Origin of the sequence: Alkalihalobacterium chitinilyticum (assembly GCF_029028005.1) — a bacterium.
Classification (GTDB): Bacteria; Bacillota; Bacilli; order Bacillales; family Bacillaceae_F; genus Alkalihalobacterium; species Alkalihalobacterium chitinilyticum.
The window spans coordinates 120540-139388 of record NZ_JAOTPO010000001.1 but is presented as its reverse complement, the minus strand read 5'-3'; the positions used below and the strand labels follow the sequence as shown (position 1 = coordinate 139388).

Genomic DNA, 18849 nt, shown 5'->3' with positions numbered 1-18849 from the left:
TCCCCTCTCGTTAGATGAAAACTGTTGGATAACAGCATCTATGAGGGGGGATTTTTCATGCAAAAAATAGAAATCAAGCAATGGGAAATGATGATGAAACAATTGAAAAATAATTGGAAGAAAATTGGGGAAGATGAACGTAATGATTACATTAATGAACTGGCGAAATTAAACGAAGCCGTCTTAGATAAATGGGTTGAAATGGACGAAGAATTGCATGAATTAAAAAGTGAAATAAAAAATTTTTCCTATGAGTGTACGCGTTATTCTTCAAAAGGCACTTCCTACTTCAAATTGGATTTATTTGAACAAGCAATTGAAGAATTTTTAATAGAAATACAGGACCATCGACATCCCATTGTCAAATTATATCTCGCTTATTCATACTTATACGTACAAAATTATGATAAGGCTAAAGAGTGGTTTCTATTCTTAATTCATAGTAAAGAGTCGATTTGGAGTCAACATTTTGCTTATGTTGGTCTTGGTTGTTTAATGGCACAACAAGAAAAATATGATGAAGCGATTACCTATTTTGAAAAGTCCTTATCACTTACCAACAATTCCGATGTAGTGTATAATTTAGGAATGTGTCACTTTTTACAGCACCAACCAGGCTTGGCCTTACCTTATTTTAAAAAAGCCATTGAGTTACTTCCTGAAGATGGTGAAGCATACTACTTTCTAGGTCGCTGTTATGTAGAATTAGATGAGTATGATCAAGCTTGTCAAACATGGATTACAGGGTTACAACTCGTTGAGACAAAAGGAATGTTGCAAACATTAGCATACGAGATGGAGTGGATGGGCTATTATACTGGAGCCATCCATTGTTATAAACGGTTACTTGCACTAGGCTTTGACGATACTGAAGTTTATCATGGGTTAGCTTGGAATTACGGATTAATGGATATGCGTCAAAGTGCAGACAAGCTTTTTATGTTTTTAATTCAAGAAAATCCGTACCAAGTCAATTGTTGGATATCGTATTTATGGTTATTACAAGCCTGGGGCGAGAAAGCAAAGTTTGAAAAAGTACGATCGTATTGTAATCAGCTGAACTTTTCTCACCCATTATTGGAGCGAATATTTTAAATAAAAGAAGATTAGTCACTCGAGAGGTGAAAACTCGTGAAAGAAACACGCTTTGTCGTTGTAGATATAGAAACAACCGGTCATTCCGCTCAACAAGATCGGATTATTCAAATAGGTGCAGTGTTAGTTCAAGACGGCGAGATTATTGAGCGCTTTACTTCATTTGTTAATCCGCAAATGAAGATCCCGCCATTCATTGAGTCATTAACGGGGATATCTGATGAGATGGTGGCGCTGGCACCTACTTTTGAACAAGTGATACCTGAGTTACTGCAAATGTTAGAGGGTTCCTACTTTGTTGCTCATAATGTTCAATTTGATTTATCATTTTTACAAGCCCAGCTCGATGAGGTGGGTTATCTTCCTTTCCAAGGCCCCATCTTAGATACAGTTGAACTATCTCGATTGCTATTGCCAAATGAGGAGAGTTATAAGCTGCAGCAATTAGCTGAAAGCTTTAATTTTCAACATGATCGCCCTCATCAAGCAGATAGTGATGCAGAAGTCACTGCCTTGTTATTATTGAAAATGATACATAAGTTAGAAGGGTTACCGCTAATTACGCTACAAAAATTAAAAGAGATCACCACACGACTAAAAAGTGATTTTGATATCTTGTTAGATCCTCTAATCAGTAATAAGCTGACAAGCTTTAACGAAGAGGATGAGCAGAATTTTGATATTTACCGCCAAATAGCAATTAGGAAAAAAAAGCTGGAAGTAAGTGTGGAAGAAGAAGTTTTAATTGCACAGCCGCAGCTCAAGTCCTTTGTTGAAGATATATTCACAAACCTAGGTGAAATGAAAAAGATTTTCCCCAATTATACAGTGCGTACAGGGCAGTTAGAAATGATTGAAGCCGTTTCTGATGCCTATGAAAACAGAAGTCACCTTTTAGTTGAGGCAGGTACCGGTACAGGTAAATCACTAGGCTACTTAATTCCATCGGTATTCTATGCTAAAACTTTTGGACGTAGGGTGGTAGTTAGTACTCATACTATTCTGTTACAGCAACAATTATTAGATAGAGATATCCCGGCACTAAAAAAAATGTTGCCATTCACATTTAAGGTGGCGCTGCTAAAAGGAAGAAGTCATTATTTATGTCTAAGAAAGTTCGAACAGAAATTACAAAGCCATTTAGATGATAATTACGATACTTTACTATCAAAAGGACAAATATTAATATGGCTTACAGAAACGACTACAGGTGATGTAGAAGAATTAAATTTACCTTCTGGCGGGCGAAGTTTCTGGCTGGAAATTCAAAGTGAGCCTAATTCTTGCTCCGGACCACAATGTCCTTGGTTTTCAAGATGTTTTTATCAGCATGCAAAAAAAATGGCTCAAAAAGCTGATGTTATTATTACAAATCATGCACTGTTATTTACAGATGTTGCCCAAAATCATTCGATTATTCCAAGTTATTCGCAAGCCGTGATTGATGAAGCGCATCATTTTGAAGACGTAGCAAGTAATCACTTAGGGGTATCGACTGACTTTCATCAAATGGCGTTTTTATTTAATCGATTGGCTAATTCGAAAGAATCTATTTTCTCTTTGTATGAAAAATGCGGTCAAGTTCCAACGATCGAGAAGAAAGCCTTAGAGATGAAAATTGAAACGTGTAAATTTGAAATCGATGAGCTGTTTCGTATGTTGCATAGTTACGTCCTGAAAATGAAAAAATCGTCGACAGAGGTAGGGCGGTTATCTTATCGTTATTGTGCACCTAATGAGCAAGGTTCGTTATGGCAGAGTATATTAGAGTGTGGTCTTCGCGTTCACACTTTCTTAAAAGAGTTAAACGAACAATTACAACAATACGTTCAAAAATTAAATGACAACATAGACGACCTATCTTGGGAAAACAGAGGAACGATTACTGATTTCCAAGGAGTAACTAATGATTTTGAAGAAATGAAACAGAACATCGAGCAACTCCTTTTAGAATATGATCCTAATGCAGTATATTGGATTGAAATTGAGGAAAAGGGAGCGAAAAATGCGACATACTTGTTTAAAAAGCAAGTGCAATTAAAAGAAACTTTAGCTGATGAATTTTTCACTAAAAAAGACTCAGTTATTCTCACATCTGCTACACTGTCTGTAAAAGAATCATTTTCTTACTTTATTGAACGGTTGGGATTGGAAGATTTCGGACCAAAGTCGCTTATGATTCCTTCTCCTTTTGATTACAGCAGTCAGTCCAAGTTGTATATTCCAACAGATACATTCAGCATTAATGAGGAACCTGATTTGTTTGTTTCAGATACTGCAGAAAAGATTATAAGGCTCGCTCATGTAACAAAAGGTCGAATGCTCATTTTATTTACATCCTTTAAGATGTTAAAAGAGACGTACCAGATCATAAAAGATCGAATGGAAGAAGACGAATTTTATTTAATTGGACAAGGAATTAATAGTGGCAGCCGAACAAAGTTAATAAAAACGTTTAAGCAAAGTGACCAAGCCATTCTTTTTGGTACAAGTAGTTTTTGGGAAGGAATTGATATTCCTGGTGAGGATTTAAGTTGTTTAGTCATCGTTCGCCTGCCTTTTTCTCCACCTGATGATCCGGTTTTACAGGCACGATCGGAACATATGAAATTAGAAGGAAAAAACCCGTTTATGAATTTAGCTTTGCCACAAGCAATTATAAGATTTAAACAAGGAGTAGGAAGACTCATTCGTTCGGAGAGTGATCGAGGTGTGATCGTTGTAATGGATCAAAGAGTAACTTTAACACGCTACGGGAAAATGTTCTTACAATCCATAGCAGATGTCCCTGTCTTAAAGATGAACACCAACGAGTTACTAACGGATTTAAAAGAGTGGTATCGGTCGTAAGTAAAATCATTATACGCGAACAACAAGCATACATTAGTTTTAGTAACATAAGTTTTGATTTTTGTTACAAACTAATATGGTTAATGGAAAATTCGGAGGTTTCGCGTATGCAGATGCTTATTAAACGGCTGGCATGCTTCTTTTTTTGCTTGCTTTTTTTAGCTGGTTGTCAGGTAGTATCAGTAGTAAATGTAACAAATGAACTGGAGGTTGAATTTTCTTTAGGTGATGACGAACTGGCATTTACCTACTTTGATCTTCCAAGTGGTGAAGCAACATTAATTCAATCCGGACAAGGAGGAACTGTCTTAATTAATACCGGCGACTCATCTTCACAAATAGAATTGGCGAGAAAGTTACATATGTATCATGTTGAAACAATAGATTCACTAATTGTAACGAATATGGGTGAGGAATATAGCGGGAATATAACTTGGCTTGTTGATCATTATCAAATCTCTTCCATTATAGTTCCTGATGCTGGGAAAGGAATGATAGAACCTCAATTAAAGGAAAACACCGGAAAAATAGTCGGTTGGAAAGAAGGAGACAAGCATGAAGTTCTTCCTAATTTAAAGACTGAAGTGTTATTTACAGGTGAGAATGAAGGGCTTGAACCATGTTTAGTTCTTTCTTTTACATATGGAGAACACCGGACATTATATATGGGGCTTGCAGATGCTGAAATAGAGGAACTGCTGGCTTCCCATTATGATCTGAAATCAACGATTCTAAAAGTCGGTCATTTTGGAAGCTCTAAGGGCACGTCACAAGAATTTCTTCAAGAAGTTGATCCACAAGTGGCCATTCTTTTTTCGCTTGAGGGAAAAAGGCCGAGCGAATATGTTTTGGAACGGCTACAGGAAACATGGATTGATGTGTATCAAACGAAAAAAATTGGTGCAGTATCGATTAAGTGTACGTTAGAAAACTATGAAATCTGGACAGTACGGGCAAGTGGGCAGGAGTTTCATATTGCCGTATCGAATTGAAAAGATTAGCGCTTAGAGAATGAATTAGAAGAGAAAGGATTCACATAAGTATGGACAAAGTTTTTTATAACGGCGTCATTATTACAGCTAATGAGAAAGATGAAGTTTATTCATCAGGCTATGTACATGTAAGAGCTGGAAAATTTATTGAGGTCGGTTCAGGCTATCCTGATCATATTGGAACAGAAGAAGCCAACTTTTATAATTTGAATGGAAGGTGGCTCCTTCCAGGATTAATAAATACGCACGGGCATACACCAATGACGCTGTTGCGAGGTCATTCTGATGATTTACCGCTTAAGCGGTGGCTGCAAGAAAAAATGTGGCCAATGGAGCAAAAGCTAACTAGAGAAGCTGTAATCGTAAGCTCAAAATTAGCGATGGTTGAAATGCTGAAGTCTGGAACAACAACATTCCTTGATATGTATCATTTGTTTCTTGATGATATTGCTAATGTCGTTGATGAAATAGGTATGAGAGCTGTTATCACCCGTGGAATTATTGGTTTATGCAGTAGAGAAGAGCAAATAGCTAAGCTCGACGAAGCGATGACAATAGCTAAAAGTTGGCACGGAAAAGGGGATGGACGAATAACAACGATGCTGTCTCCACATTCACCTTATTTATGTCCGCCTGATTATATTGCGGAGATTGCAAGTGAAGCGAGGACACTAGGTGTTCCTGTTCATACTCACATGTCTGAGACGGCTCAAGAAGTTGAGGAAAGTGTAAATAAATATGGAAAGCGGCCAGTCGAACTTTTACAAAGTACTGGATTTTTTGATGGGGCTTCACTAGTCGCTCATGCCGTTCATGTAAATGATGAAGAATTGGAGATTCTTACTGAACATCAAGTTGCAGTTTCTCATAATCCAATGAGTAATTTAAAGCTTGGTTCAGGCATCGCATCTATTCAAAAAATGCTCTCAAAAGGAATTACTGTTTCCATTGGAACTGATAGTGTCGCATCCAATAATAACCTTGACTTAATTCAGGAAATGAGAACAGCTATCTTACTGCAAAAAGGAATCAATCAAGATCCAACTGCGGTAAAGTCAGCAGAAGGAATTAAGTTAATTACTGTTAATGGAGCAAAGGCGTTAGGATTACGAAATACAATAGGGTCAATTGAAAAAGGACTAGACGCAGACTTTATCATAATGCAGGAACAGCAAGCACATCTTCAACCGGCAATGAATGCCTTGTCTCATCTCGTTTACTCAGCGAGTGGTGCAGATGTAATAGATGTGTATGTCAAAGGTAAGCAACTAGTTAAAAACAGAGAGTGTTTATACCTTGATGAAGAAAAGATTATAACTGAATGTAACGATCACTATAGGAAGATGCTCAAATAATGTAATAAATCCTGTACCATTAGGATACAGGATTAATGAGGTGTGAGTAGGAGTTATTTTTTTGTTACTGTTTTACCCGCGATTTAGAAGCGATGGAAATTGAGTCTGTCTTATACTGCATCTTATCTTTTTTGCTTGGTTGGAACGTACTGGAGACGAAAGAGAGAACCATTCTTTTTCGAGTTGGAACTGTTCAGCTGTTGAGAGCTGAGCGTAAGGCCATTGTATTTGATTGTTTTTCAAATGCAACTCCTCCTTTATGGGAGCTTACTTATAGTATAGCCTTTTGTCCAATCTGTATGTTAGAAATGGTTACTCAAATAGGAAGAAGTTATTATTTTTGGAGGAGTAATTATGGAACAAAAAATGGTTGTTTTATCTACAGTAAAGATAGAAAAGTCACCGGATGTATATAAAGTGGTTGATGCTCTAAATCGAACGTTAAAAGAAAAAGATCTCATGTTTGGACTGGCTTTAGATGATGAAGAAGCAAATAAGATGGTATTTACCATTTATCGAACATAAAGAATTGGTGATTAGCTTATGAAAAAGTGGGTTATAACAATTGTATGCGTGTTTTTACTCGCAGCTATCGGGATTTCAATATACTTTTACCAAAGCATGCGTTCCCCGATTACAGAGCAAGAACAATTGGCAATAGCGAGGGTATTGGGCGAAACAGAAGTAAGTATTATTCAGAATGTTTCATTTTACCATGGTACTGAACCATATGTAGTCATTAAAGGTCAACAAGAAGAGGGCGGAGAGAATTTTATCGTTTGGGTTGGACAAGAGGATGAGAGCGTTGTTGTCAAACCAGCAAACGCTGGATTAAGCAAAGAACAAGTTAGACAATTTGCGATAAATGAATTAGCCCCTAAAAAGCTTCTTGCTGTCCGCCTTGGACTAGAAAATCGTTTACCTATATACGAAATTACATATATAGACGAAAATGACCGATATTCTTTTTATTATATTACCTTTGAAGATGGTACATTTGTAAAAAGGTATAGCCTAAAGGCAGATGATTAAATCGAGTGATTGAATTTTTCAGATAACGGTTGATTCATGTTTTTACAATGATTATAGTAATAGTATGGATCTAAATGTAGAAGAGAAAAGAGGAGAGAAAATGAAGTTAGCGAAAAGAGTTTCAACATTAACGCCATCATCGACGTTAGCAATTACAGCAAAAGCAAAAGCACTTCGTGAACAGGGCCACGATGTGATCGGATTAGGTGCGGGTGAACCTGACTTTAACACTCCACAATATATTATTGACGCTGCAGTAAAATCAATGGAAGAAGGTCAAACCAAATATACACCTTCTGGCGGTTTACCAAAATTAAAAGATGCTGTTATCGGTAAATTTAAAGAGGACCAAAACATTACATATTCAGCAAACGAAATTATCGTTTGTTCTGGAGCAAAACATGCTCTTTATACACTTTTCCAAGCGATATTAGATGAAGGGGACGAGGTTATTATTCCTACTCCTTATTGGGTTAGTTACCCTGAGCAAGTTAAACTTGCAGACGGAAAGCCAGTTTACATTGAAGGAAAAGAAAGCAATGAATTTAAAGTAACGAAAGAACAATTGGAGGCTGCAATAACTGATCGAACGAAAGCATTTATTTTAAATTCGCCAAGTAATCCAACGGGATCGATGTACAGCGAAGAAGAAATGAGAGAACTTGGAGAAGTTTGTTTAAAGCATGACATACTTATCGTTTCAGATGAGATCTATGAAAAGCTTGTATACGATGGAGCTGTTCACACATCGATTGCTCAACTTTCTGATGAATTGAAAGAACAAACCATCATTATTAATGGGGTGTCTAAATCGCACTCCATGACAGGTTGGAGAATCGGTTATGCGGCTGGTAATGTAGAAATCATTAAAGCAATGACAAACCTTGCAAGTCATAGTACATCAAACCCAACAGCGAATGCACAATTTGGTACGATTGCAGCGTACACAGAAGACGATGGATCAGTTGAAAATATGCGTCAAGCATTCGAAGGGCGACTTCACAAAGTATATGAGCAGTTAGTCGCAATTCCTGGCCTTTCATGCGTGAAACCAAAAGGTGCCTTCTACTTGTTCCCAAATGCTATAGAAGCTGCTACAAACTGCGGGTATGACAATGTTGATGACTGGGTAACAGCTTTATTAGACGAAGAGAAGGTAGCTCTCGTACCTGGATCAGGTTTTGGGGCACCAGAAAATGTTCGTCTGTCTTATGCTACATCACTTGAAGCAATTCAAGAAGCATTGACAAGAATTGAGCGTTTCATCGAAAAAAAGAGTAAGTAAAAAATTCATTTTGAAGGTTGACGTGCTGAGAAGTGCTGTCAACCTTTTCTCAATATGAAAACTTGCTCAAGGTTAGTAAAAGCTTGTATAATGGTTGTTGGTATATATACATTTATACATAGAAAATATACATATATTTCTGGAGGGAAAATAGTGAATAAGACGACGATTTCAACGGTCGGGCAATTTGTCGGACAAGAGGTCAAAATAGGTGCTTGGTTAGCTAACAAACGCTCAAGCGGGAAAATTGCATTTTTACAATTGAGAGATGGAACTGGATTTATACAAGGTGTTGTTGTAAAGGCAGAAGTTGGAGAAGATATATTTTTAAAAGCTAAAAATTTAACTCAAGAATCTTCGTTGTATGTAACAGGTATTGTTCGAGAAGATGAAAGAGCCCCATCTGGTTTTGAATTAACAGTAACAAATGTGGACGTGATTCACGAAGCGGTAGATTATCCAATCACACCAAAAGAGCACGGTACAGAATTTTTAATGGATCACCGTCACTTATGGTTACGTTCTAAAAAACAGCATGCTAATATGAAAGTACGAAATGAAATCATTCGTGCAACATACGAATTCTTTAATAAAGAAGGATTTGTAAAAGTGGATCCTCCAATTCTGACAGGAAGTGCTCCAGAAGGAACAACTGAATTATTTGCAACAAAATACTTTGATGAAGATGCATATCTTTCCCAAAGCGGACAACTTTATATGGAAGCAGCAGCTATGGCTCTCGGAAAAGTATTCTCATTTGGTCCAACCTTCCGTGCAGAAAAATCAAAGACTCGTCGGCATCTCATTGAATTTTGGATGATTGAACCAGAGATGGCTTTCTACGAGTTTGAAGATAGCTTAAAAGTGCAAGAAGAATATGTTGCACACGTCGTTCAATCTGTATTAAAGAATTGTAAGATTGAATTAAACGCATTAGGTAGAGATACGAGTAAGCTTGAAAATATCGTTGCACCATTTCCTAGGATTACGTATGATGATGCAATTAAGCTTTTACATGAAAAAGGCTTTGATGATATTAAATGGGGTGATGATTTCGGCGCACCACACGAAACAGCCATTGCAGAAACGTATGATAAGCCCGTGTTCATTACACATTATCCAACTAGCTTAAAACCATTCTATATGCAACCAGATCCGAACAACGACAAAGTCGTTCTTTGTGCTGATATGATTGCTCCAGAAGGCTACGGAGAAATCATTGGCGGCTCAGAACGTATACATGATTATGATCTGCTTGCTGAAAGAATGAAAGAACACGATCTAGACCCAGCTGCTTATCAATGGTACGCCGAGCTGCGTAAGTACGGTTCTGTACCTCATTCTGGATTTGGATTAGGACTTGAACGAACGGTAGCATGGATTTGCGGAGCAGAACACGTTCGTGAAACAATTCCGTTCCCTCGACTGCTCAACCGTCTATATCCTTAAACAATAAGATAGCAAGACATTGTTAAAATGAATAAAGGGTCAGACCTTATAGCTATGGAAGCAGCTAAAAGTGTCTGATCCTTTTTGTTGCTACATTTATTAATGCTGAGAACCGAAAAGTAATACAGTTCATAAAAGGGAAAACTGTCGAGTTATGCCAAATGATGTTGATGAAGTTCCATGTTATAATATTCAAGAGGTGTTTTTATGAATAAACGTTTTTTAATGCAATGGATTACTGAAGGTCAACTATCAGTCCCAAAGCTTTTACTAAAAAATTATCGAAAAATAGGATTAAACGAGGAAGAATTTGTTCTGCTTCTTCAAGTATATGATTTTTTATCAGAGCAACATCCATTTCCGACTCCAGAAGATTTGTCAGAGAGAGGTCCGTCCTCATCAGAATGTGCTACGATTCTCGGTCAATTATTGAAAAAAGGGTATCTATCGATTGAGGAACATGTAGATGAAAATGGCATCCTCTTTGAATCATACAGTATTGATCCGTTATGGGAAAAGTTAATTCACGTAATGACTAATGAAAAAATAGAGCAGGAAAATGAATTGAAAAAACAAGAAGAGTTTAACATCTACACCGTTTTTGAACAGGAATTCAGTCGCCCACTGTCACCGATTGAATGTGAAACGTTAGCGATGTGGCTAGACCAGGACCATCATTCACCAGAAATCATCCGTGCCGCACTACGTGAGTCTGTCGTTTCAGGAAAATTAAACTTTCGATACATCGATCGAATTTTATTTGAGTGGAAGAAAAACGGTGTCCAAACATTACAACAAGCCCGCGCATACGGTGAGAAATTCCGCAAGTATCAACAATCAAAGCAACCAACACAAGAAAAACGAAAAGTGGAACCTTTTCCTACTTATAACTGGTTAGAGAAGTAGTTATGGAGGTCAATGAATCATGCTTACGAAAAAAGATATTCAGTATGTACTAGAAACGATGGGGAACATGTTTCCCGAGGCAGAATGTGAATTAACACATTCTAATCCCCTGGAGCTCACAATTGCTGTACTTTTATCAGCTCAGGCAACCGATGCGCTCGTTAACAAAGTAACTCCAGGTTTGTTTGCAAAGTATAAAACTCCTGAAGATTATGTAGCTGTGCCTTTAGAAGAATTAGAAAATGATATACGTCGAATTGGATTATTTCGCAGTAAAGCAAAAAATATTAAAAAACTGGCGCAATCATTAATTGAACAGTATAACGGTGAAATACCTACTGAACGTGATGAGCTTATGAAATTAGCAGGAGTTGGACGGAAGACAGCAAACGTTGTCGTATCTGTTGCGTTTGATACACCTGCCATTGCAGTTGATACACATGTTGAACGGGTATCCAAGCGATTAGGCATCTGCCGTTGGAAAGATAATGTACGTGAAGTGGAAGAAACATTAATGAAAAAAATTCCGGAAGAACAATGGTCGGTTACTCATCATCGACTCATTTTTTTTGGCCGTTATCATTGTAAAGCGCAATCTCCACAATGTGAGATTTGTCCTTTATTAGATATTTGTCGAGAAGGAAAAAAACGAATGAAAGCCAAAGGAGTAAAGGGGTAATGCAAAAAAATTACCCTGTTCCTTTATCCTTTCGTGTATTCCCGTTCTATGTAGAAGAAACTAAGTTTAGTTCGATTAGTCCAGAAGAGGCATCAACTGTTTTATTTAATGATGATATGCTCGAGGCACTAGGTGAACCGAATAGAAACCCGTGGTTTGAGTCAAACTCAAACACCTATGTACCCGAGCTGTTTGTACAATGGAAGGAAACAAGAGATAAGCTCAGTGAACTGTATTCGAAACGCGATCCAAAAATAGTCAAACCATTAATGGTCCGGATGGTTGCGCAGTTAATTCAAGCGATATACTGGACGAACCATGTTCCTGTTACAACTCTTGAGCAATTGGAACATCACATCAACCAACTCGATTACAAACCGATTAATATCAGTGAACGACTTTCTTTTATACTTAAAGACCCGGGACATTTTCATTCTTATAATCAATTAAAAGCCTTATTTGAGGAAACTGAGAAAATGTATTATCGCTCAATAACAAAAATGAATTAAGAAAAAATCACTTTCGTGCAGCACCTCACATATCCATATAAATAGTTCATGCTATAGAAGAACTGAGTTGCATAACATCTGTCCAAAAATTTAATTACGTTCTTCTCATTTTTTAGAAAATTCGTTATAGTAAAGGGATAAGGATGGTGTGGAGACATATGACAGTTGTAAAAGAAAAATTAAAAACAGAATTAATTCCGTACTCTCAAGAAGAACGATATCGTCTGGAGAAATTAGCAGAAAAACAAGATAAAAAAACATTTGAGGTTGCTTTTTGTGGACACTTTTCTGCAGGTAAATCAACGATATTGAATACATTACTTGGAGCGGAAGTGTTACCGACAAGCCCAATTCCTACAAGTGCTAACATTATCGGAATTAAGAATGGAGAGTTAGGCTTAACACTACATACGAAAGACGGCGAGCAAAAGCAGTGGAAAGGTGAAATTCCTTGGACACAAGTACGTGAATGGGGAATGAATGGCAATGAAATTTCAAATATGGTCATTACGGCACCGTTGCCTTTTTTAGGGGAACATAGCTGTATTCTTGATACACCAGGTGTCGATTCTACAGATGAATCGCATGAAGCAGTAACAGTTGATCAATTGTATACAACGGATGCTATTGTTTATGTTATGGATTACAACCATGTTCAATCAGAAACGAATTTATACTTTTTAAAACAGCTTTCACTTGAAAAGAAACCGATTTATATCATCATAAACCAAGTAGATAAGCATAATGAACAAGAAATCCCGTTGTCCGTATTTAGACAATCGGTGCAAGATGTATTTAGTCGTTGGGAGATCCGTCATTTAGGATTATTTTTTACAACGATGAAAAAACCAGACCATCCATTAAATCAATTTAAGACGTTTGAAAAGACGATTAAATCATTACTTTTTCATAGTGATAAGTTGTTAAATGGATCAAGGTTACGACTAGAACAAGGTTTTTATCAAGCAGTTGAAAATCGCCTGCAAGAAGACAAACTGGATGCAGTTGATCAACTGCTAGATGAGATGAAAGAAAAAGGTTATGAGGTATCCCAATTAGATGAGCAGCAACATCTAAAAACAAAACTAGTAGAAGTTCGCCAATATGATAAGGCAATTTATAAATCGTTTGATGACGAATTAGGCGGTCTCTTTAAAGATGTTATCTTATTCCCTTATACAACGACAGATCTTGCGAGAAATTGGATTGAAAGTATTCAACCTGGCTTTAAAGTAGGTCTCTTATTTACAAAGAAAAAGACACAGGAAGAACAAAACGAACGATTAAGATTACTCGTCCAAGACTTGCAAGATAAGGTGAAATCACAATTGTTATTCCATGTTCAAGCTTATTTTCAAAAGATTAACCGCATGAAATTAACAAACGTAGAAGAATTGGAAGCAGCGATTAATCAGTTGTCATTTGAAGTAACAGATGATTTGTTGAAAAAGAATGTTAAATCCGATCATGCAAGTCGTGATTATGTGTTTGCGTTTTCAAAAGAAATTACTTCAATGATTGTAAGAGACATTCGTAACAAGGCGAGAGAAATTGTGGATTTACAAATTGAAGGGTTAAAGGAAGCTTATCGTGTAGAGCAAAAATCGATAGAAACCCAATTAGCTAAGTTTAAAAACATTGAGAAATATGTGGATCAAGTAAATCAAGTTAAAGCGGACTTTGACAAAAATATCGAGGTGGTTAAAGAGCAAATAGCTACGTATCCACCAGAACGAGAATACAATGAAACGATTAAACATGCTTCGAATCAATCGTACCCTGAAAAACTAGAAAATGGATTTGCTAATGTGATCTTACCAGAAGAAGGGGTTATTGATACGAGTTGGGAAGTGACAGAAGAAAAGTCAACAATTGATTTTTCTGAAGAAGAAACGTTGACATGGTTAAACTCGATTAAGAATGTTCTACATGATCACAAAGATCAAGTAATCGTTTCTCATGAACGAAATCACTTAATTGAACGAATTAATCGTTATGAAAATCAAACGTTTATCATTTCTTTGTTTGGTGCATTCAGCGCAGGTAAATCAAGCTTTGCGAATGCTTTATTAGGAGAAAATATTCTGCCGGTGTCACCGAATCCAACAACGGCAACGGTGAATACAGTTGAACAATCAACTGCAGATCACGCTCATGGAACAGCGAAGGTTACAGTAAAATCGGTAGATGCATTAAATCACGAGATTAGATCTGTCAGTGAGCAACTAGATGAATCGTTAGATCTTGAACGACTTTCACAATGGAAGCCGAATATGAAAGACTATGTTTCTAGTTGGCAAAAAACATATGCCGAGTATTTGTTAACCATTCAGCAAAGTGTGGCTTCTACTGAATGGAAGTTAGGCAGTGAATTTAGTGTGTCTCACGAAGAAATGCAATCATTAGTTGCTGAAGAAAGTAAAGCGTGTTTAATTGAAAAAGTGAATATATACTTTGATAGTGCAATTACGAAAAAAGGAATTATTCTTGTAGATACACCAGGTGTTAACTCAATCCATGGGCGCCATACAAATGTGGCTTTCCAACAAATGCGCCAATCTGATGCTATTTTCTATTTAACGTATTATAACCATGCCTTCTCAAAAGCTGACCAATATTTCCTTCAACAGATGGGGAAAGTTAATGAAAGCTTTGGTCATGATAAGCTTTATTTTGTTATCAACGCTGCGGATTTAGCAAGTAGTGAAGGAGAGTTAAATGGCGTTCGAAAACACGTGTATGATCAATTGAGACGCAATGGAATTGAAAAACCAAGGTTGTATCACCTTTCTAGTAAAGAAGGGCTGCAAGCTAAAAAAGAACAACTTCAAACTGAAACTACATTTGCTGCGTTTGAACGTTCGTTTTATGAATATACGATCTTAGAACTAAAACAACTAAGTGTCAAGATGATCACTGAAGAGCTGAGGCAGTTTACGAATAAGATAAAAGATAGTATTTCATTTATGAACGAAGAGGCTAATGAGCAAAAGCTTAAGCATGAAAAACTCAAGCAAACAGTGGAGATTGAAATAGATAATGTTCACAAGGCATCGTTCTCCTTTGCATTAAGAGATATACTAATGGAATTTGATCAACTTGTTTTATATTTACGCGATCGAATGCGCTTCGTCTTAAATGATTACTTTGCGAGTGCAATTAACGTAGCTGTATTGACTGGCAATAGTAAAAAGGAACTTCATGAACAGTTGACTGGAGCGATTAAAGAATGGCGCGGCTTAGGGGAATACTTCTTAAAACAAGAGCTAGAAGCAACCGTTATTCGAATGGAAGAAAAAATGAAAGCGCGTGCGAAAAGCTGGCTTAGTGATCAAATTACCTTGCTCCAAAAAGAGCTGCCGTACCTCTATTGTGAAGCGGAAATTGAAATAGCTGCCATTTCAGTGGAGCTAAATGAAATGGCTCTATCCATAGATACGAAGAAGTATCTGCCAATGTTGAAATCTAAAAAGGATTTCTTTGAAAATGGTGCAGTAAAACAATTTAAAGAATTAATTGTCGCTGACGGGGTAGAAAATTCTAGAGAAATGATCAATTTAAGCTCGAAGAAAATGTCTAATGAATTTGAACAAAAGCTTCAAACGATTGAACAAGACTTAAAACAACGTTTAAAAGAGGCTATAGAAAACGAGCTTAATCGATTCGAAGCTTTGTTCGATGCAGAAGCCAAATCAGCGTTAATTAATGAATATGATGAGCTAAAGAGGTTTGTTTACTAAAAGGATTGTGTGTACATCTTAAATAGTATCAATTATAGATAAGAAAAAAGACGACTTAAATTCAGGAAGTGGATTTATAGTCGTCTTTTTATCGAGATACTTTAACAGTGAACATACTGAAGCCTCAGTCGGAGCTTAAACTTGTTTAATTTAAGAATAAATTTAGGATGTTAGAATAGGTATATAAGGAAATTGCTAGAATGAACAGAATTCAGAAAGCGCTTACATAATGTAGCTAAATCTTTTATGTTACAGAATGAATAAAAAAGAAAAGGAGGAGAGATATGCAAAAATATTGGAATGAAGTTGAAAGGTTAATACATGAGGAAGAAGTAGCTGGTGTTCCGATGAAGGTTTACAAGGAAAGGCCTTCTAACATTAGTGAAACATTAACTGAAAGTGTTAAATGTTATCCAGATAAAATAGCAGTCGTTCATCAAAATAAACGATTGACTTATCGGCAATTACAAGAGCAAGTAAATAATGCAGCTTATCAATTCAAATATAAGTATGGAGTCCAAAAGGGAGATCGAATTGCACTATTGTTAATGAATGGTATCCCATTTGTAGTTAGTGTCTATGCGATCTTGCAACTCGGAGCCATAGCTGTGCCCTTAAATACAAAATTAAAGTCTCAGGAATTAAAGTACATGATCAACAACTCTGGAGCAAGAATGATTATTGCTAATCTAGAATGGTGGCCGAATCTTAAATTTGTAGTCGAAGAGACAAACGTTGAACATGTATTTATTACAGATACAAAAATTCCAGAAGGAACAAAACCATATATTAATCTCGTAAATACTCCGGCTGAAACGATCATAGACGCAGCAGTTGACGAACATGATAGCGCATTTATTATGTATACATCTGGTACAACTGGCAGACCAAAAGGGGCTTTAATTTCACATTTCAATATGATTCATACGGCATTGAATTACAAGTATTGTTATAATCTATCATCCGCTGATAACACAGTCATTGCTGTTCCTGTGTTTCATATTACAGGTCTAGCCGCACAGTTAGTACCATTTATATTTTTAGGCGGGAAGGCAGTCCTCCTATCAATGTTTAGACCTAAAGAATTTCTACAAACATTACAGGATGAACAAATCACCCATGTCATTGCCTCACCTACGGTTTATGTTATGACATTGCTAGATCCAGACCATGATACATATGATGTATCTCACCTACGAGTAGGTGGTTTTGGAGGCGCTCCTATGCCGAGTGAGACGTTAAAAGCACTAAAAAAATGGGTTCCAGCAATTGAATTGCATAATTCCTATGGATTAACAGAAACGTCATCTCCTGTCGTTATTATGCCTCATGAGGTGCAACTGCAAGAGATAGCTGCAGTAGGACCTACAGTGCCAGTTGCTGAAGTAAAAGTAGTAGATCCTGAAACGAAGAAAGAGTTGGCTCCAGGAGAAGTAGGAGAATTGATATTTAAAGGGCCGATGGTCATTCAAAAGTACTGGGAGAATGAAGAAGCGACTACAAAAGCAATTAAAGGTGGATGGTTTTCATCAGGGGACCTAGGAGTTGTCGATGAAAAGGGCATTATTACAATTAAAGATAGAATTAAAGATATGATCAATCGTGGTGGTGAAAAGATATATTCCGTTGAACTGGAGGAGGTATTGTACTCCAATCAAAAAATTATGGAAACAGCTGTTGTTGGAGTACCGGATGAAACATATGGTGAAGTCGTTAAAGCTTGTGTGGTCCCTCGTAAGGGTGAAGGCTTAACAGTGGAAGAAGTTAGACAATGGGTTCGAGATCGACTGGCAAACTATAAAGTCCCAACTTATGTTGAAATCATGGACGTATTGCCAAGAAACCCAAATGGGAAAGTGATCAAGACTGAATTAAGATACATTCCGTAAGTTTACAAAAAAGGGGGAAGTAAAAATGAGTAAGACAGTAAACACAGTGCTTGGACCGGTTGCAGTGGAGGACCTTGGTAAAACATTAATGCATGAGCATTTCTTTTTTGGTTATCCTGGTTTTTACGGCAATTCTTTATATCCAGTGGATAAAGATGAAATCTTAAGAGCTAGTATCGAGACGGCTTCAAAAGTAAAGGCACACGGGGTAAAAACGATAGTAGATGCTACACCGAATGATACGGGAAGAGACCCAGAATTATTGAAGCTGATTGCTGAAAAAACAGGGCTTAATATTATTTGTTCAACGGGATACTATTATGAAGGAGAAGGGGCTCCGGCTTATTTTAAATTTAAACAAGCGTTAGGTACAGCAGAAGAAGAAATCTATGAAATGTATATGAGAGAGCTTACAGAGGGAATAGGTGATACGGGTATAAAAGCTGGAGTTATTAAACTAGGCTCAGGAAAAGATAGAATAACAGAGTATGAGAGAATGTTTTTTAAGGTTGCGGCAAAAGTACAACAGGAAACAGGGGTAACGATCATTACACATACACAGGAAGGAACAATGGGACCTGAACAAGCTGAACTGCTCGTTTCTGAAGGGGCGGACCCTAAACGTATTCTAATTGGTCATATGGATGGGAATACGGATTTAAGATACCATATACGTACACTGGAACATGGGGTTTATGTAGGGTTTGACCGTTTTGGTATACAAGGATTTGTAGGGGCACCAATGGATAGTGACCGAATTGGTGTACTATTAGGTTTAATAGGGGCTGGATATGCTGAGCAACTAATGATGTCCCATGATAAAGTAAATGTTTGGTTAGGGAAATCTCCTGAATTTCCTGCGGAGCTAGGGAGTTTAGTTACTAATTGGCATATGACGCATATTTTTGAGAATATCATTCCAGTCCTTAAAGAAAGAGGCGTTTCTGAAGATCAAATCAATACAATACTAGTTCAAAATCCAAAGCAAATCTTTGGTGGAAATGAGGCATAAAATTGCTTCATCCATAAGAACGATATATGGTTTAATTAAAATAAACCGGGCATTTC

15 protein-coding genes are annotated in these 18849 nt (G+C 37.0%); 14 read left to right on the top strand and 1 reads right to left on the bottom strand.

Annotated elements, in window-relative coordinates:
• Positions 1 to 57: 57 nt before the first annotated feature.
• From N7Z68_RS00665 to N7Z68_RS00650, 4 genes are all read left to right on the top strand, one after another.
• Positions 58 to 1095, top strand: coding sequence for a tetratricopeptide repeat protein (locus N7Z68_RS00665; protein ID WP_275116527.1), 1038 nt, complete (start codon positions 58 to 60; stop codon positions 1093 to 1095).
• A 36-nt stretch (positions 1096 to 1131) separates the two neighbouring features.
• The gene (dinG, locus tag N7Z68_RS00660) at positions 1132 to 3945 is read left to right on the top strand and encodes an ATP-dependent DNA helicase DinG (RefSeq protein ID WP_275116526.1); all 2814 of its coding nucleotides are present in this window, start codon (positions 1132 to 1134) and stop codon (positions 3943 to 3945) included.
• Positions 3946 to 4052: 107 nt separating this feature from the next.
• A complete protein-coding gene (locus tag N7Z68_RS00655; RefSeq protein ID WP_275116525.1) occupies positions 4053 to 4937 on the top strand; it encodes a ComEC/Rec2 family competence protein in 885 nt (294 codons plus the stop codon).
• Between the two features lie 50 nt (positions 4938 to 4987).
• Positions 4988 to 6292: an amidohydrolase gene (locus tag N7Z68_RS00650; protein ID WP_275116524.1), complete on the top strand. Its 1305-nt coding sequence runs from the start codon at positions 4988 to 4990 to the stop codon at positions 6290 to 6292.
• A gap of 72 nt (positions 6293 to 6364) precedes the next feature.
• Here the strand turns inward: N7Z68_RS00650 and N7Z68_RS00645 are convergent, their stop codons facing one another.
• Complete coding sequence (locus N7Z68_RS00645; protein ID WP_275116523.1) at positions 6365 to 6535, bottom strand: hypothetical protein; 171 nt, start codon at positions 6533 to 6535, stop codon at positions 6365 to 6367.
• Between the two features lie 111 nt (positions 6536 to 6646).
• Here N7Z68_RS00645 and N7Z68_RS00640 point away from each other — a divergent pair, with 111 nt between their 5' ends.
• The 10 genes from N7Z68_RS00640 to N7Z68_RS00595 all read left to right on the top strand — a co-directional run bounded on the left by N7Z68_RS00640 (position 6647) and on the right by N7Z68_RS00595 (position 18793).
• Positions 6647 to 6817, top strand: a complete 171-nt coding sequence (locus N7Z68_RS00640) for a YpmA family protein (RefSeq protein WP_275116522.1) — start codon at positions 6647 to 6649, stop codon at positions 6815 to 6817.
• 18 nt (positions 6818 to 6835) lie between these two features.
• The gene (locus N7Z68_RS00635) at positions 6836 to 7324 is read left to right on the top strand and encodes a cell wall elongation regulator TseB-like domain-containing protein (protein ID WP_275116521.1); all 489 of its coding nucleotides are present in this window, start codon (positions 6836 to 6838) and stop codon (positions 7322 to 7324) included.
• Positions 7325 to 7424: 100 nt separating this feature from the next.
• Positions 7425 to 8609 (top strand): pyridoxal phosphate-dependent aminotransferase, encoded by a 1185-nt coding sequence (locus tag N7Z68_RS00630; RefSeq protein WP_275116520.1) that lies wholly within the window; start codon positions 7425 to 7427, stop codon positions 8607 to 8609.
• Between the two features lie 153 nt (positions 8610 to 8762).
• Positions 8763 to 10058, top strand: a complete 1296-nt coding sequence (gene asnS, locus N7Z68_RS00625) for an asparagine--tRNA ligase (RefSeq protein WP_275116519.1) — start codon at positions 8763 to 8765, stop codon at positions 10056 to 10058.
• A 207-nt stretch (positions 10059 to 10265) separates the two neighbouring features.
• Positions 10266 to 10964 (top strand): DnaD domain-containing protein, encoded by a 699-nt coding sequence (locus N7Z68_RS00620; protein WP_275116518.1) that lies wholly within the window; start codon positions 10266 to 10268, stop codon positions 10962 to 10964.
• Between the two features lie 19 nt (positions 10965 to 10983).
• The gene (nth, locus tag N7Z68_RS00615; protein WP_275116517.1) at positions 10984 to 11643 is read left to right on the top strand and encodes an endonuclease III; all 660 of its coding nucleotides are present in this window, start codon (positions 10984 to 10986) and stop codon (positions 11641 to 11643) included.
• Positions 11643 to 12152 carry a YpoC family protein gene (locus tag N7Z68_RS00610; protein ID WP_275116516.1) on the top strand — a complete coding sequence of 170 codons (510 nt, stop codon included), beginning with the start codon at positions 11643 to 11645 and terminating at the stop codon, positions 12150 to 12152. The genes nth and N7Z68_RS00610 overlap by 1 nt, the downstream gene beginning before the upstream one ends.
• 158 nt (positions 12153 to 12310) lie before the next feature.
• Positions 12311 to 15892, top strand: a complete 3582-nt coding sequence (locus N7Z68_RS00605; RefSeq protein ID WP_275116515.1) for a dynamin family protein — start codon at positions 12311 to 12313, stop codon at positions 15890 to 15892.
• A 284-nt stretch (positions 15893 to 16176) separates the two neighbouring features.
• Positions 16177 to 17781 (top strand): class I adenylate-forming enzyme family protein, encoded by a 1605-nt coding sequence (locus tag N7Z68_RS00600; RefSeq protein ID WP_275116514.1) that lies wholly within the window; start codon positions 16177 to 16179, stop codon positions 17779 to 17781.
• Positions 17782 to 17806: 25 nt separating this feature from the next.
• Entirely contained in the window at positions 17807 to 18793 is a 987-nt protein-coding gene (locus N7Z68_RS00595; protein ID WP_275116513.1) for a phosphotriesterase family protein, read from the top strand.
• Positions 18794 to 18849: the final 56 nt, after the last annotated feature.